The organism is Streptomyces sp. NPDC019224, from assembly GCF_040632605.1.
GTDB lineage: Bacteria > Actinomycetota > Actinomycetes > Streptomycetales > Streptomycetaceae > Streptomyces.
Window position 1 is genome coordinate 128,359 of sequence record NZ_JBEYCF010000010.1, and the last position, 14,934, is coordinate 143,292.

Below are 14,934 nucleotides of genomic sequence, written 5' to 3' on the forward strand. Positions count from 1 at the left end.
GGGACGTAACCCTGCTTGCCATGGGATCGACAGTGCTCAGCCTGCGCATAGACGGTGAGCTGCTCGACCGGCTCAAGCAGCACGCCGCGAAACGCGGAATGAGCGTCCAGGACTATGTGGTCCGGACGCTCATTCGCAACGACTTCGACGAGCGCTTCCAGGCGGCCGTCGAGGAGACGGAGAAGTTCTACGGGCCAAAGAAGCTCTGCCCGGCGGACAGCGTGCCGGCCGAGGACGTCACCTGACCCCGGCCCGGCCCGCTCCCCGCCCTTACGTGAGGCCGAGCGACGGCATCATGTAGTAGAAGACGAAGACCGCCGACACCACGTACATGGCCGCCGGCACCTCGCGTCCGCGCCCGGTGGCCAGCCGCAGCACGCTGAACGCGATGAAGCCGATACCGATGCCGTTGGTGATCGAGTACGTGAACGGCATCATGACCATGGCGAGGAACGCCGGGATCGCGAGCGTGAAGTCGCTCCAGTCGATGTCCCGCACCGAACCGGCGGTGATCAGGAAGCCCACCGCCAGCAGCGCCGGGGTGGCCGCCTGCGAGGGGACCATGGTCGCCAGCGGCGTGAGGAACAGCGCCACCGTGAACAGCAGCCCCGTGACGACGCTCGCCAGACCCGTGCGGGCCCCCTCACCGACACCGGCCGTGGACTCCACGAAGCAGGTCGTGGCGGAGGAGGAGCTCGCGCCGCCCGCGGCGACCGCGACACCGTCGACGAACAGCACCCGGTTGATGCCGGGGAAGTTGCCCTCGGCGTCCGTCAGCTTCGCCTCGTCGCCGACGCCGAGGATGGTGCCCATCGCGTCGAAGAAGCAGGACAGCAGCACGGTGAAGACGAACAGGATGCCGGTGAGGATGCCGACCTCGTGGAAGCCGCCGAACAGGCTGAACTGCCCGACCAGCCCGAAGTCCGGTGACGCCACCGGATTGCCCGGCCACTCCGGGACGGTCAGCCCCCAGGCCTCGCCCGGCAGGTCCGCGACGGCGTCGATGATCAGCGCGACGACGGTCATCGCCACGATGGAGATCAGGATCGCGCCCGGCACCTTGCGGACGATCAGCACGAGCGTGAGCAGCGCGCCGAGGACGAAGACCAGGACCGGCCAGCCGTTGAGGTGGCCGTCGGAGCCGAGCTGGAGCGGCACGGTGGTGTGCGCGGCGTCCGGCATGCGGGAGACGAAGCCCGAGTCGACCAGGCCGATCAGCAGGATGAACAGGCCGATGCCGATCGCGATGCCCTTGCGGAGCGAGGCCGGTACGGCGTTCATCACGCGTTCCCGCAGCCCGGTCGCGACCAGCAGCATGACCACGATGCCCGCGAGGACCACCATGCCCATCGCGTCGGGCCAGCTCATCCGGGGGGCGAGCTGGAGGGCGACGACGGTGTTGACACCGAGGCCCGCGGCCAGCGCGATCGGCACGTTGCCGATGACGCCCATGAGCAGCGTGGAGAACGCGGCGGTCAGCACCGTCGCGGTGACCAGCTCGCCGCCGTCGAGCTGGTGACCGTACATGTCCTTCGCGCTGCCCAGGATGATCGGGTTCAGCACGATGATGTAGGCCATCGCGAAGAAGGTCGCGAATCCGCCACGGATCTCGCGGGCTACCGACGACCCCCGCTCGGAGATCTTGAAGAAGCGGTCCAGACCGCCCGAGGGCGGGGAGGCCGGAGGAGGCGTGGCATCGACCGGAGCGGTGGCCGAGGGGGACATGTGTGACCTCAGTCGTGCGTAGAGGGATTAAAAGTGGTCAGCCTTGGACTTTCACACGAATAATTCGAGCCAGCCTTAAGCAGATTCAGTATGAATACATAGCGCGAAGATCGCTATCTCCGCGCGTAGACCCTTGGGCCGACTGGCCCGACGGCCCTTGCGCGGGTGCCGCATACACTGACCGCATGGCGAAGTGGACACCGAAGCACGAGGCACCGGAGCCCCTGGAGGGTCCGGTCGTCGCGACCATCACCGGCGGCACGATCCTCTGGTTCGTCCTCTTCCTGGTCCAGCTCCCGTTCTACGGCTGGTACGACGACCACGGCCACCTGTGGTGGGTATGGACCTGCCTGGCCGGCGCGGGTCTGGGCCTGATCGGCATCTGGTACGTACGGGGGCGGGACGCGGCCCTCAAGCGCGCGGCCGCCGCGGCGGCGGACCCGCAGACCCACTGACCGCGGCGGCGGGCCCGCAGACCCACCAGGGGGAGCCCGTACGCCCCCGGGACGATTCCTCTCCTCCCCGGGTACGGACTTCGCACTCTCCGGGGGTGACCGGGTGGTTCCGCCCGTACCGTCGGAACCATGACTCAGCGGGCATCCGATCCCTCGGGAGAGCAGCGGACCGGCCTCTCCGGGCGGCCGGCCACGATCGGCGCCGGGGCCGGGTCCGCCCCGGTCCACCCGGCAGAGCCGCCGCAGCCGCCCGCCGGGCGCGGGCTGACCTCGGCCGAGGTGGCCGAGCGGATCGCGCGGGGCGAGGTCAACGACGTACCGGTGCGCTCCTCGCGCTCCCTGACCGAGATCGCCCGGGCCAACGTGTTCACCCGGTTCAACCTGATCATCGGCGTGCTCTGGGTGATCATGCTGTTCGTCGCGCCGATCCAGGACAGCCTCTTCGGCTTCGTGATCATCGCCAACACCGGCATCGGCATCGTGCAGGAGTGGCGGGCCAAGAAGACCCTCGACAGCCTCGCGGTCATCGGCGAGGCGAAACCGGTGGTCCGGCGCGACGGGGTGGCCGCCGGGATCCCCACCTCCGCGATCGTCCTCGGCGACCTGGTCGAGCTGGGGCCCGGGGACAAGGTCGTCGTCGACGGCACGGTCGTCGAGGCGGACGGCCTGGAGATCGACGAGTCCCTGCTCACCGGCGAGGCGGACCCGGTCGTCAAGCGGACCGGCGACACGGTGATGTCCGGGAGCTTCGTCGTCGCCGGGGGCGGGGCGTTCACCGCGACGAAGGTGGGACGCGAGGCGTACGCGGCGCAGCTCGCCGAGGAGGCGTCCCGCTTCACGCTCGTCCGCTCCGAGCTGCGCAGCGGTATCTCGACGATCCTCAAGTACGTCACGTGGATGATGGTGCCGACCGCGACCGGCCTGGTGATCAGCCAGCTGGTGGTCAAGGACAACAACCTCAAGGACTCGGTCGCCCGCACGGTCGGCGGGATCGTGCCGATGATCCCGGAGGGCCTGGTGCTGCTGACCTCGGTGGCCTTCGCGATCGGTGTCGTACGCCTGGGGCGCAAGCAGTGCCTCGTCCAGGAGCTGCCCGCCATCGAGGGCCTGGCCCGGGTCGACGTCGTCTGCCTGGACAAGACCGGCACGCTCACCGAGGGCGGCATGGACGTCACCGGGCTGCGCGCCCTGAACGGCGCCGACGAACCGTATCTGCGCCGCGTCCTGGGGGCCTTCGGCGCGTCCGAGCCCCGGCCCAACGCCAGCCTCCAGGCGATCATCGACGCCTACCCCGCCCCCGGGGACGACGGCTGGAGGACCACCGGGACCCTGCCGTTCTCCTCCGCCCGCAAGTACAGCGGCGCCGCGTTCGACGAGGGCGGCGGCGCGTCCTCCGCCTGGCTGCTCGGCGCACCCGACGTGCTGCTGGCCGAGGACGACCCGGTGCTCACGGAGGCCGGGCACCTCAACGAGCAGGGGCTCCGGGTGCTGCTGCTGGCACGGGCGCGGGGCGGGCCGGCCGGCCTGGACGCGGCCGAGGGGGCGGAGCCGGCCGCCCTGGTCGTCCTGGAGCAGCGGCTGCGGCCCGACGCGGGGCGGACCCTCGCCTACTTCGGCGAGCAGCGGGTCGCCACGAAGGTGATCTCCGGCGACAACGCGGTCTCGGTCGGGGCGGTCGCCGCGAAGCTCGGGATGGAGGGCGCGGAGCACCCCGTGGACGCGCGCAGGCTCCCGGAGGACCGGGACGAGATGGCGACCGCGATGGAGCAAAACGCGGTGTTCGGCCGGGTCACCCCGCAGCAGAAGCGGGAGATGGTCGCCGCCCTCCAGTCGCGCGGCCACACGGTGGCGATGACGGGCGACGGGGTCAACGACGTCCTCGCGCTGAAGGACGCCGACATCGGCGTCTCCATGGGTTCCGGTTCCGAGGCGACGCGCGCGGTCGCCCAGATCGTGCTGCTGAACAACAGCTTCGCGACCCTGCCGTCCGTGGTCGCCGAGGGCCGCCGCGTGATCGGCAACATCACCCGGGTCGCGACCCTGTTCCTGACGAAGACCGTGTACTCGGTGCTGCTCGCCGTCCTGGTGGTCTGCTTCCAGGTCGAGTACCCGTTCCTGCCCCGCCATCTGACCCTGCTGTCCACCCTGACGATCGGCGTCCCGGCGTTCTTCCTGGCGCTGGCCCCGAACAAGGAGCGCGCGCACCCGTACTTCGTGCGCCGCGTCATGCGGTACGCGGTGCCCTCGGGCGTCATCGCCGCCGCCGCGACCTTCACGACGTACCTGATCGCCCGGCACCACTACACCGGTACGGGCGCGCTGGACGCCGAGACGAGCGCCGCGACGCTCACGCTGTTCCTGGTCTCGATGTGGGTCCTGGCGATCATCGCCCGCCCCTACACCTGGTGGCGGATCTGCCTGGTGGCCACGATGGGCCTGGCGTTCCTGGTCGTGCTGGTGGTGCCGTGGCTCCAGGACTTCTTCGCGCTGAAGCTGGTGGGCACGCGGATGCCGTGGACGGCGGCGGGCATCGCGGTGGTCGCGGCGGTCGCGCTGGAGTACGCCTGGCGGCTGGTGAGCCGCCGCTTCGCGGGGTAGTCCCCACAGGGGAAGCGGCGGCCCGGGCCGGTCTACCTCACGTCGACGTAGTCACCCGCGGCGGTGGCGGCCGGGGTGGTGGACGTACCGGCGAAGCTGTAGCGCCAGTAGCCGTCGACCGAGGCCTTGACCGTGGTCTTCAGGTCGCCCTTGCTGTTCGTCGTGACGGTCTTGACCGTGCTGTAGGTACTGCTGCCCTTCTTGCGGAACTGCAGCTTGACGGGCTGGACGGTGTAGCCGTGGTACTTGAAGTCGTCCCAGTTGGCCCGCGACAGCCAGCCGGTGACGGTGAGGGTGCCGCCCTTCTTCACCGGCTCGGGGGACGCGTTGACGGTCTGGCGGGAAGCGCGCTGGAACTTGAAGGACCCGGCCTTCTCCTTCCAGACGTAGTCGCCGTCCTTGGCGTCCACCCACGCCTCGACGTACCAGGTGCCGGCGTAGTCGTTGGAGTACATCAGGTCGGTCTTGGGGTCGACGGTGAACGACGCCGTGCAGGTGCTGCCGGAGCAGCTGGCCTTGCTGTTCATGAAGCCGAAGCCGGGGCCGTTCAGGCTGATCTCGGCGCCCTCGATGCCGGAGTCGTCCTTCGCCGTCAGGGTGACGGTGAACTTCTTCACCAGGCTGGTACCGACGACCACGTTCTTGCCGCCGTTGACCGTGACCTTGGTGATGGCGGTGTCCCCGTAGCCGCCGTCGGCCTGCGCGGCGGGCACGGCGAGGGCGGACAGGGCCAGGGCGCCGGTGACGACGGCGACGGATGTGCGCATGCGCATGTGTGCTTCCCCGTGGGAAAGGGCCCGGTCCGCGCGCGGACCGGGCCGATCGGTCAGTCGAGTCGGAATGACTCAACAGACCAGACGAGCAAGGGATGTGAAGGGTTGTGCGCGATTTGAAGATTCTGCGAAGATCTCATAGACCGGTGTAAATGGCACATGTATCTGCGCCCCTCCACGGCCCCCGCCCGGGCCTCAGTCGAACCAGCGGTCCCGGGCCAGCTCCTCCGTACGGGAGGGGTCCTCCAGCAGGGCCGCGACCTCGAAGCGGCGGGGCCACTGGCCGGCCGCCCAGGCCAGGCCCGCCGCGACGCCCTCCAGGGTCGAGGCGTGCACCACGCCGTCCGGGGTGCGGCGCCAGTCCAGTTCGACGCCGCCCGCGCGCAGCTCGCCGTGCTCGACGTACGTGTCCGGGGTGGCGGGCCCCAGCAGGACGCGGACGGACTCGGGCACCTCGTGCTCCTCGCCGTCGCTCGTGACCTCGGCCTCGACGCTCTCGCCGAGCCGCCGCACCTGGAACAGCTCGGCCAGCTCCGCCGCGTGCGCCGGGGCGACGGGCAGCAGCGGCAGCCCGCCGGTGAGCGGCAGCAGGTCCGGCGCGTCCGCGATCACCGCGTCCGCCGCGTCGACGACCCGCACCTCACCGTCCACCACCGCCCGCAACTCGTCCGGCAGCGTGACCTGTTCCGGGTCGAGCGCGGACAAGGCCGTGTACAGGGAGTGCAGTTGCACGGAGCCGACCGGGCGGTCCCCGTCCGCGAGCCGGCCCAGGAGCTCGGCGGCCCCGCCCGGCTCGTCCAGCAGGGCGTCGACCGAGGTCCGCACGCCCAGGGCGCGCAGCACCTCGGTGTCGTCGAAGCCGGCCGCGTCGGCGGGGTCGTACAGGCCCGCGAGGCGGGAGTCGCCGCCGTGGGCGCGCAGACCGGCCGGGCGGCGGCCGCCCAGCACCGGGTGGCCGCGCAGCCACCAGGCGGTGTAGGGGCGGACGGACCGCGTGGTGCCGTCCGGGAGCAGCACCCGGACCGGCTGGGTGAGCGCGTCGCGCAGCGGTGGCTGCGCGAGCAGGGCGAGGGCCTGTGGCCAGGCGTCGTCGTCGACGAGGTCGAGGTCGCGGACGGCGACGAGCTCGGTGGCGACGGGCGGCACGGGACTGTCGGGGAGCTGGTCGAGGATGTCCTCGCACCACACGTCGACGGCGTCGAGCAGCCCGGCGTCGTCCGGCTCAGCGAAGTCGCCTTCGCGCGGCTCCAGTTCGTCCGGGTCCAGGACGACGTCGGTGGCCCGTACGAGGGCGAAGGTGGCGAGCACCCCGCAGGCGGTGAGCGGCTGTTCGCCCCAGCGGTCGGCCAGTTCCGCTTCGCACAGGGCGAGTTCGCCCTCGCGCATGACGGCGGCGAACGGACTGCCGGGCAGCACGAGTTCACCGGCGGGGGCGAGTTCGCCGTCCTCGTCGGTCAGGGCGAGCGCCCCGAGCCAGGGCTCGTCGCCCGGCTCCAGGGCGGCGTCCCGGACCAGGGTGAGGACGGTCTCCACCAGTTCGTCGCCGTCGAGCGCGTCCTCGTCCCAGATCTCGCCCGCGTCCAGCGACCCGGCGACGGCGGCCCGCACCTGCGGGGTCGTCAGCACGGCGCGCGGCGTCGCGGGCAGGGCGCCCAGCTTCTCCAGGAGCGGGTGCGCGGCGTCCGGGTGGGCGACCTTGAGCCCGAGCCGGCCGAGCCGCTCCAGGACCGGGCCGGTCAGGGCGTCCGGCAGCGGGAGCAGGACCTGCCGGGGGCCGATCGTGGTGCGGGGCGGGCCGGGCGCGTCGTCCGGACCGGTCCCGGCGGGCGCCGTCCCGGCGAGCGGCACGGGAAGCCCGGACAGCCGGTCCGGGTCGACGCCGGCCAGGCTGTCGTAGAGCCGCCGCCACCAGGCCGGATCGCGTTCCAGGCCGGCCAGCCGGTCGATCGCCTCGGTCAGCGGGACCCGGGCGACGCCGAGCGTGCGCAGTTCGACGCGCCGCTCCAGACCGGCGGGCAGCAGGCACGGCAGCACCTCGGCCAGCACGGCGACGGTCTGCGCGCCGACGCCCTCCACCACTTCGGCCTCGACCGGCCGCAGGGCGACGGTCTCCTTGCGGACGCCTTCCTCGCCGTCCCAGCCGTCCCAGCGGTCCGGTTCGGCGGCCGGGTCGCGCGGGGCGGCCGGTTCCAGGAACGCCACGCGCGGCAGCCGCTCCAGGATCGCGCCCCGCAGCGCGCCGTCCAGCCCGCCCCGGCCGAGTGGGCCCGGGACCAGGGCGATCGTCGCGACGGACACCGGTTCCCAGGCGCCGAGCAGTTCCGCGTACGCGTCGGCCGCCCGCTCCACCAGGAAATCGGTGAGCGGTCCGGGCGCGGGGTGCCTGCGGGTGGTGTCCAACGGCAGCGAGGCGATGAGCAGCGCGGGCAGGCCGAGCGGTTCGTCGGTGGGCGTCGGCGCGTGCACGACGGGTGCGGTACGGGGGCGGACCGGGGCGCCGTCCGCGTCCACCGGGACGGCCCAGGTCACCGACCAGTGCGGGCGCAGCCGTTCCTCCAGCGGCCGGCCGGCGAGCAGGGCGGGCTCGATCGGGCCGTGGTGGACGGCGGTGCGCCAGCGGTTGGTGCCGTGCGCGGAGTCCTCGACGTGCGTGTACGGGCCGTGCTGCGAGCGGCGCAGCGTCCGTACGCCCTCCGGGGTCTCGACGACGACCTCGTCGAGCCCGGTCAGCGTGAGCAGCAGCGCGTCGTCCACGGCGGCCAGCAGCCGGCTCACCAGGTCCTCGGCGACGCCGTCGCGCAGCGGCAGCACGACCACGGTGTCGTAGCCGTCCGGGGCGGTGCCCTCGGCGGGCAGCGGGAGGCGCAGCAGCGGTACGTGGCCGTCGCGGCGGCGCAGCTCGTCGCCCAGGCCGGGGCTGCCGAGGGCCGCCTCCCGGGCCAGTTCGCGGGCCTCCGCGAGGGACCAGCGGACGCCGCCGTGCCGGCCCACGACCGCCGGCTCGTCGCTCACCGCGAGCACGGCGGCGAACCCGACGCCGAACCGGCCCACGGCGCCCTCGTGGCCCTCGCGCTTGGCGGACGCGCGCAGCGTGGACAGCGACTCGACGCCGGTGGCGTCCAGCGGTGCGCCGGTGTTCGCGGCGGCGAGGACGGCGGGGGCGCCGTCGGCCGCCGGGCGCAGCGTGAGCCGGAGCCGGCCGGGGACCCGGGCGCGGGCGGCGGCGTCGGCGGCGTTCTGGGCCAGTTCGACGACGAGGCGGTCGCGGTAGCCGCCGAGCGCGAGGTCCTCCTCGGCGTTGGCGTCCTCCCGGAACCGGGCCGGGCCGGCGCCCCAGGCGTCGAGCACGCCGCGCCGCAGCCGCGCGGTCCCGAACGGGTCGGCGCCCTCGGTCGCGTTGATCCCCATGCGCGTACTCCCTCTCGGTCGCGGGCCAGGAGCCCCGGCCCCACGGTCCCTCGAACCCGGCCGACCCCACCCGAAGGCTTCCGTCCTCGATCGCCGGACGGGCTGGGTTCTCCTACCCCGGCCGGCACATTCAAGCCCGTCCGGTGATCGAGGACGGAACCGGCCCGCCGGAGCGCCCGAGGCCGCAGGGGCCCGGGCCCACGTCCGGCTACGCGTCGTCCGGGTCCTCCGAAGAGGGCTCCTCGCCCTCCCCGTGCAGCGGATACTCGTCCACCCGCACCGTGTCGAGCGCGTGCGGCGCCGCCGCGGGCGGCTTCGGCATGACGGCCGCCTCCGAGTGCCCCCCGCACCCGTACGACAGCGACACCACGTGCCCGTCCGCCGGACCGAACTCGTTCGCGCACACCCCGAACGCCTGCCGCAGCGATCCCGCCAGCGGCATCAGGAACGCGCACGAGGCGCAGGAGGCCGGCGCGGCCTGCGCCATCGGCGTCTTGGCGCCGAACTCCTCGTCCCAGCGGTCGGCCGCCGTGTGCAGCCCGTACCGGGACAGCACCCGCGCCCGCCGCAGGCCCAGCTCGTCCGCCACCGCCGCGATCGACCCGCGCACGGCCGGCGCCGGGCGCGTCGTCAGCTCCGCGTCCTCGACGTCGACGAGGTCGGCCAGCTCGCCGCTGACCGGGGCGACCGCGGAGTTCGGCGGCGGCTCGTCCGCACCGGTGTACCCGGGCTCCAGGCGCGGGTCGTCCGCCTCGGTCGGCAGCAGGTCGCCCGGGCCCATGTCGCCCGGCCGCAGCCGCTCGCTCCACGGCACCCACTCCGGCGCCATGAGCGCGTCGTCGCCGGGCAGCAGCACGGTCTCGTCCAGCGTGACGTTCTTCGCCCGGGAGGCCCGGGCGACCGTCACGGCCCAGCGCCAGCCCCGGTAGCCGGGGTCCTTGCACTCGAAGTAGTGCGTGACGACCCGGTCCCCCTCGGAGACCACGCCCGCATGCTCACCCACGACCCCTGGCGCGGCCGCCTCCTCGGCCGCCGCGCGGGCGAGGCCCACCGCCTCGGCGCACAGACGGTCGGGAGCGGGGGTACGGGCGGTTCGGGCCGTACGGCCTCGCGTCGTCGCAGCACTCACAGGTCTCGCTTCTCTCCTACGCCAGTCTCACGAGCGCGCCAGCACATCGACCATCGATTTCGGCCATACGGTCGCGGACGGAGCGGACCTGGGGGCCGCGTCGACGTCCACGCCCGTTGAGCCGATCTCGGGCACGCCTTCCGTAATCCATTCTGCGGGATCGTCGAGAGGCGCGCGGCCGAGAACAACCGCCGGTGGCGCGCTACGCACGCTACCCTCTCCGCCGCTCCCCGCCCACCTGCCGTCCCAAACGACCCCGTATCGACACCATGGACCGCACCCCCGACGGGCGGGCCCGCGCCCCGCACCGCCCGCCCGCGGCCCGGCCCGAGGAGCCGGCCCACACCCTGCCGCCCGGCCGGTCACTGACCCGACGGGGCGGTCCCGACCCCGTCCGGCAGCGCTGCCGGTTCGCATCGCCCGGTCCTGGGGCACTATGACCAAGTGGCTTCTGCCAGCTCGCACGACGGCCCCGGCCCGCTCCGCAGGACGGGGCGGTCGATCGCCCGTGCCCTGAGAACCCCGTTCACCGGCACCGCCCGCTCCATCCGGAAGGCGACGCACGCGCACGGCGCCGGCGAGAGCGGCCTCGGCAAACTGATCGAGCTGCACGCGGTGAACGGCGCGGGCGACGTCATGATCACCGTCGCGCTCGCGTCCACCGTGTTCTTCTCCGTGCCGACGGACCAGGCACGCGGCCGGGTCGCGCTGTACCTCGCCGTCACGATGGCGCCGTTCATCCTGCTCGCCCCGGTCATCGGCCCGCTCCTGGACCGCCTGCCGCACGGCCGCCGCGCCGCGATGGCCGGTTCCATGCTGGCGCGGGCCCTGCTGGCGCTCACCATGTCGGGCGCGGTCGCCACCGGCGGCCTGGAGCTGTACCCGGCGGCCCTCGGCGTGCTGGTCTGTTCGAAGGCGTACGGCGTGGTGCGCAGCGCTGTCGTACCGCGCCTGCTGCCACCGAAGTTCTCGCTGGTGAAGGCCAACTCCCGGGTGACCCTCGCCGGTCTGCTGGCCACCGGCGCCGCCGCGCCGATCGGGGCCGGACTCCAGACGATCGGCCCGCCGTGGCCGTTGTACGGGGCCTGCGCGGTCTTCGTCGGCGGCACGGTCCTGGCGTTCACGCTGCCGCCCAAGGTCGACTCGGCGAAGGGCGAACACCGGGCGCGGCTCGTACCGCCGCACGGCACGGCCGCGCCCCGCCCGGAACCGCTGCGGTCCTCCTCCACGCGGGCCGGGCCCAAGGGGCGCGGGCGGCGGGGGAACGGCGAGCGGCGGCCGGGGCTGCGGTCGGTCGGCCCGTCCGTGCTGCACGGCCTCCAGGCCAACGCCGCGCACCGCGCGCTCTCCGGCTTCCTGATCTTCTTCCTGGCGTTCCTGCTGCGCGAGCACCCGCTGGCCGGGCAGAGCGCCGCGATCTCGCTGGGCATCGTCGGCGTGGCGGCGGGCGTGGGCAACGCACTGGGCACGGCGGTGGGCTCCTGGCTTCGGGAGCGCGGCCCCGAGGTCATCGTCGCCTCGGTGCTGGGCCTGGCCCTGGGCGTCGCGATCCTGGCCGCCGTCTTCTTCAGCACGGTCATGGTCGCCGCGCTCGCCGCGACGGCGGGCCTCACCCAGGCCCTGTCGAAGCTGTCGCTGGACGCGATGATCCAGCGCGATGTGCCGGAGGAGGTGCGGACGTCCGCGTTCGCCCGCTCCGAGACGGTGCTCCAGATGGCCTGGGTGGTGGGCGGCGCGATCGGGATCGCCCTCCCCCTCAACGGCGTACTGGGCATGTCCGTCGCCGCCTGCCTGCTCGCGCTCGGCGCGTCCGCCTCCGTACGGGGGCTGCTGGGCGCCGCGCGGCGCGGCTCACCGCACCCCCGCGTGGCGTGAGCGGGAGCGACCGATAGCCTTCGGCCCATGACCGTTGCGTTCTTCTCCGGTAAGGGCCGTCGAATCGGCGTCGCTCTTGGTGCCGTGTCCGCGGGACTCCTTGTCCTCTCCGCCTGCGACAAGCCGACGCCGCTCGCCACCGTGACGGTCGGCGACAACTCGGTGAGCACCGAGGCCGCCTGCTACGACGACGGCAAGGCCCTCAAGGAATCCGAGGTGAAGACCTGCCTCAACAAGGAGGCGGAGAAGACCGTCGACGTCTCGATGGCCGACACGGTCCACTTCGGTGTCGACCCGGAGATCGCGGACCACGGCTGGACGCTCTTCATCAACGGCCAGCAGGCCGAGCAGGAGCCGTTCAAGAAGACCTACCGGTCCATCTCGGGCAGCGCCTTCTTCTCCAGCCAGACCGGTGAGGCCCCCGCGGACAAGACGCAGATCAGCGTGGTGGAGACGAAGGGCTCCAGCGTGCTCGGCATCTGGCACTTCGAGCTGAAGAAGACCGACTGACCCCCTCCTGGCCTCGAAGGACCTTCTCCGTGCGTGTGCTCGTCGTGACCGCGGTCCCGGTGGAACGGGACGCGGTCACACGTGCGTACGGGGACGGGTCCGGCGTCCGCCGGGTACGCGGCGCGGAGATCCATCGCGCCGGCCCGCTGGACGTCCTCGCCGGCGGCGCGGGCCCGGCCGCCGCGGCGGCGTCGGCGGCCTTCGCCCTGGCCTCGGACCGCTACGACCTGGTGATCTCGGCGGGTATCGGCGGCGGCTTCGCACCGGTGGCGGCGGTCGGTTCGCTCGTCGTGGCCGACGCGATCGTGGCCGCCGATCTGGGCGCGGACACCCCGGACGGCTTCCTGCCGGTGACGGCGCTCGGTTTCGGCCGCGACCGTTTCCGGCCGCCGCCCGCCCTGGTCCGGGAGGCCGCCGCCGCGACCGGCGCGGCCACCGGCACCGTCCTGACCGTCTCCACCGTCACCGGAACGGCGGAACGCACCGCCGCCCTCCTGACCGCCCACCCCACCGCCGCCGCCGAGGCCATGGAGGGCTTCGGCGTCGCGGAGGCGGCCGGTCTCGCCGGCGTACCGGTCCTGGAGATCAGGGCCGTGTCGAACACCGTCGGCCCCCGCGACCGCGACGCCTGGCGCATCGGCGACGCGCTGACCGCGCTGACCGGGGCGTTCGGCGAGCTCATACCCGTACTGGAAGGCTGGACCCCCCATGACCGAGACGACACCGCAGGCTGACGCGCTGCGCATCGCCTTCTCGCCCTGCCCCAACGACACGTTCGTCTTCGACGCCTGGGCGCACGGCAGGGTCCCCGGCGCCCCGGCGCTGGACGTCACCTTCGCGGACATCGACCTCACCAACGGCATGGCCGAGCGCGGCGAGCTGGACGTCCTCAAGGTGTCCTACGCGGTGCTGCCCTGGGTCCTCGACGAGTACGCGCTGCTGCCGTGCGGCGGCGCGCTGGGCCGTGGCTGCGGCCCGCTCGTCCTCACCCGCGAGGCGGGCACCGACCTGACGGGGAAGACGGTCGCCGTCCCGAGCGAGCGCTCCACCGCCTACCTGCTGTTCCGCCTCTGGGCGGCCGACGTGGTGCCGGGCGGGGTCGGCGAGATCGTCGTCATGCCGTTCGACGAGATCATGCCGGCGGTCCGGGACGGCAAGGTCGACGCCGGCCTGGTCATCCACGAGGCGCGCTTCACGTACCAGAACTACGGCCTGCACAACCTGGCCGACATGGGCCGGCACTGGGAGGACACCACCGGCCTGCCGATCCCGCTCGGCGCGATCATCGCGAAGCGCTCGCTGGGCGCGGCCACGCTGAAGCTGCTCGCCGAGTCGGTCCGTACGTCGGTCCGGATGGCCTGGGACGACCCGGAGGCCTCCCGCCCGTATGTCGCGGCCCACGCCCAGGAGATGGACCCGTCCGTCGCGGACCAGCACATCGGCCTGTACGTGAACGAGTTCACCGCGGACCTCGGCGAGGACGGCTACGCGGCGATCCGCGGCCTCCTGACGCGCGCGGCGGCCGAGGGCCTGGTCCCGCCGCTCGGGCCGGACGCGCTGTCGTTCGTCTGAGACCCGGGCGTGTCCCGCGTACGGGAGCAGACCTCGCCGGCCACCTTCTTCCACAGGGGGCGGCCGGGCTTCCCGCCCAGCTCGACCCGGTAGCAGGATTTCCATGATCTTGGAAATCGTGCCTGCTCTCGTCTCGCCACCTCATCGCCCGGTCGTCAGAACGACATGAACCGGACGTCACGCGACTACGCCGAAGCCTTGGCCGCCAGCAACCACAGAAGGCGAAACGGTCCACCGATTCTGTCGGCGCACCGTCATGCAAGATCGAGGTTAGGCTGCGCAGCGAGGTAGATATGCAGAGGGAGGGGTAGCCATGGGTGATGCACAGGCGACATGGCAGCGGTTGATGGAATGGCTCGAAAATAATGCACCCATGACTGCGACGTCCGTTCTCGGTCCCGCAGCACCGGAGGAAATCGCTTCAGCGGAAGAACGCATGGGCGTTCGCTTTCCCGCCGATCTCCGTTCGTGGCTCCTGACATCCGGCGCTGGTGGTAGTGCTGAGAATGTCACACAGGGGGTACTGCCCGGAAACCGTGATTTTCTGGGGTTGACGGCCATCGAAAAGACGTACCAATTCAAGATGGAGATCGAGCGTGACGACCCATCTGACGATCCCGATTTCCCCTTCTGGCACGAACAGTGGATTCCGGTCGTCTCGGACGATGACGCGTGTTACGGAAAGTTCCTGGACGCGCGCAGCGGCCGGATCGGTTCGTTCGGCGACGGCGACGCACCGTCCTTCGGAGTCCACGAGTCGCTGACCGCCCTGTTCGGCGAGACGCTGGCCCTCATGGAACGGATTTCCACCGGAGCGCGGGACGCTCGTGGACGCGTTGAAGACGGCAGGCTCATCTGGGACTGATCGTCGGCATACGGAACAGGGCCC

12 protein-coding genes are annotated in these 14,934 nt (G+C 72.6%); 8 read left to right on the forward strand and 4 right to left on the reverse strand.

From position 1 onward, the window contains the following. The first annotated feature begins 20 nt into the window (after positions 1–20). Positions 21–245, forward strand: coding sequence for a hypothetical protein (locus tag ABZ564_RS09295; protein WP_360852073.1), 225 nt, complete (start codon positions 21–23; stop codon positions 243–245). 25 nt (positions 246–270) lie between these two features. Here ABZ564_RS09295 and ABZ564_RS09300 read toward each other — a convergent pair whose 3' ends face one another. Then, the gene (locus tag ABZ564_RS09300; protein ID WP_360852076.1) at positions 271–1,725 is read right to left on the reverse strand and encodes an NCS2 family permease; all 1,455 of its coding nucleotides are present in this window, start codon (positions 1,723–1,725) and stop codon (positions 271–273) included. Between the two features lie 185 nt (positions 1,726–1,910). Here ABZ564_RS09300 and ABZ564_RS09305 point away from each other — a divergent pair, with 185 nt between their 5' ends. Then, positions 1,911–2,180, forward strand: coding sequence for a DUF2530 domain-containing protein (locus ABZ564_RS09305; RefSeq protein ID WP_360852080.1), 270 nt, complete (start codon positions 1,911–1,913; stop codon positions 2,178–2,180). A 129-nt stretch (positions 2,181–2,309) separates the two neighbouring features. Continuing rightward, positions 2,310–4,778: an HAD-IC family P-type ATPase gene (locus tag ABZ564_RS09310; protein ID WP_360852083.1), complete on the forward strand. Its 2,469-nt coding sequence runs from the start codon at positions 2,310–2,312 to the stop codon at positions 4,776–4,778. 32 nt (positions 4,779–4,810) lie between these two features. Here the strand turns inward: ABZ564_RS09310 and ABZ564_RS09315 are convergent, their stop codons facing one another. The 3 genes from ABZ564_RS09315 to ABZ564_RS09325 all read right to left on the reverse strand — a co-directional run bounded on the left by ABZ564_RS09315 (position 4,811) and on the right by ABZ564_RS09325 (position 10,088). After that, positions 4,811–5,551: a calcium-binding protein gene (locus ABZ564_RS09315; protein WP_360852086.1), complete on the reverse strand. Its 741-nt coding sequence runs from the start codon at positions 5,549–5,551 to the stop codon at positions 4,811–4,813. Between the two features lie 195 nt (positions 5,552–5,746). After that, complete coding sequence (locus tag ABZ564_RS09320) at positions 5,747–8,959, reverse strand: molecular chaperone Hsp90 (RefSeq protein ID WP_360852089.1); 3,213 nt, start codon at positions 8,957–8,959, stop codon at positions 5,747–5,749. Between the two features lie 208 nt (positions 8,960–9,167). Further along, the gene (locus ABZ564_RS09325; RefSeq protein ID WP_360852092.1) at positions 9,168–10,088 is read right to left on the reverse strand and encodes a DUF3027 domain-containing protein; all 921 of its coding nucleotides are present in this window, start codon (positions 10,086–10,088) and stop codon (positions 9,168–9,170) included. Between the two features lie 444 nt (positions 10,089–10,532). On the opposite strand from ABZ564_RS09325, the gene ABZ564_RS09330 reads away from it, so the two are divergent. The 5 genes from ABZ564_RS09330 to ABZ564_RS09350 all read left to right on the forward strand — a co-directional run bounded on the left by ABZ564_RS09330 (position 10,533) and on the right by ABZ564_RS09350 (position 14,910). Then, on the forward strand, positions 10,533–11,963 hold the full coding sequence (locus ABZ564_RS09330; protein ID WP_360852095.1) for an MFS transporter: 1,431 nt from the start codon (positions 10,533–10,535) through the stop codon (positions 11,961–11,963). Between the two features lie 27 nt (positions 11,964–11,990). Continuing rightward, positions 11,991–12,473 carry a DUF2771 domain-containing protein gene (locus ABZ564_RS09335; RefSeq protein ID WP_360852098.1) on the forward strand — a complete coding sequence of 161 codons (483 nt, stop codon included), beginning with the start codon at positions 11,991–11,993 and terminating at the stop codon, positions 12,471–12,473. 29 nt (positions 12,474–12,502) lie between these two features. Then, entirely contained in the window at positions 12,503–13,207 is a 705-nt protein-coding gene (locus ABZ564_RS09340; protein ID WP_360852101.1) for a futalosine hydrolase, read from the forward strand. Beyond that, complete coding sequence (locus tag ABZ564_RS09345) at positions 13,182–14,045, forward strand: 1,4-dihydroxy-6-naphthoate synthase (RefSeq protein ID WP_360852104.1); 864 nt, start codon at positions 13,182–13,184, stop codon at positions 14,043–14,045. Before ABZ564_RS09340 ends, ABZ564_RS09345 begins: the two co-directional genes overlap by 26 nt. A 313-nt stretch (positions 14,046–14,358) precedes the next feature. Continuing rightward, positions 14,359–14,910 carry an SMI1/KNR4 family protein gene (locus tag ABZ564_RS09350; RefSeq protein WP_360852107.1) on the forward strand — a complete coding sequence of 184 codons (552 nt, stop codon included), beginning with the start codon at positions 14,359–14,361 and terminating at the stop codon, positions 14,908–14,910. Positions 14,911–14,934 lie beyond the last annotated feature (24 nt).

What these genes read in the sequence shown, in the direction of transcription:
- ABZ564_RS09295 (WP_360852073.1), top strand. Translation starts at nt 21, where the DNA reads ATGGGATCGACAGTGCTCAGCCTGCGCATAGACGGTGAGCTGCTCGAC.
- ABZ564_RS09300 (WP_360852076.1), bottom strand. Translation starts at nt 1,725, where the DNA reads ATGTCCCCCTCGGCCACCGCTCCGGTCGATGCCACGCCTCCTCCGGCC.
- ABZ564_RS09305 (WP_360852080.1), top strand. Translation starts at nt 1,911, where the DNA reads ATGGCGAAGTGGACACCGAAGCACGAGGCACCGGAGCCCCTGGAGGGT.
- ABZ564_RS09310 (WP_360852083.1), top strand. Translation starts at nt 2,310, where the DNA reads ATGACTCAGCGGGCATCCGATCCCTCGGGAGAGCAGCGGACCGGCCTC.
- ABZ564_RS09315 (WP_360852086.1), bottom strand. Translation starts at nt 5,551, where the DNA reads ATGCGCATGCGCACATCCGTCGCCGTCGTCACCGGCGCCCTGGCCCTG.
- ABZ564_RS09320 (WP_360852089.1), bottom strand. Translation starts at nt 8,959, where the DNA reads ATGGGGATCAACGCGACCGAGGGCGCCGACCCGTTCGGGACCGCGCGG.
- ABZ564_RS09335 (WP_360852098.1), top strand. Translation starts at nt 11,991, where the DNA reads ATGACCGTTGCGTTCTTCTCCGGTAAGGGCCGTCGAATCGGCGTCGCT.
- ABZ564_RS09345 (WP_360852104.1), top strand. Translation starts at nt 13,182, where the DNA reads ATGACCGAGACGACACCGCAGGCTGACGCGCTGCGCATCGCCTTCTCG.
- ABZ564_RS09350 (WP_360852107.1), top strand. Translation starts at nt 14,359, where the DNA reads ATGGGTGATGCACAGGCGACATGGCAGCGGTTGATGGAATGGCTCGAA.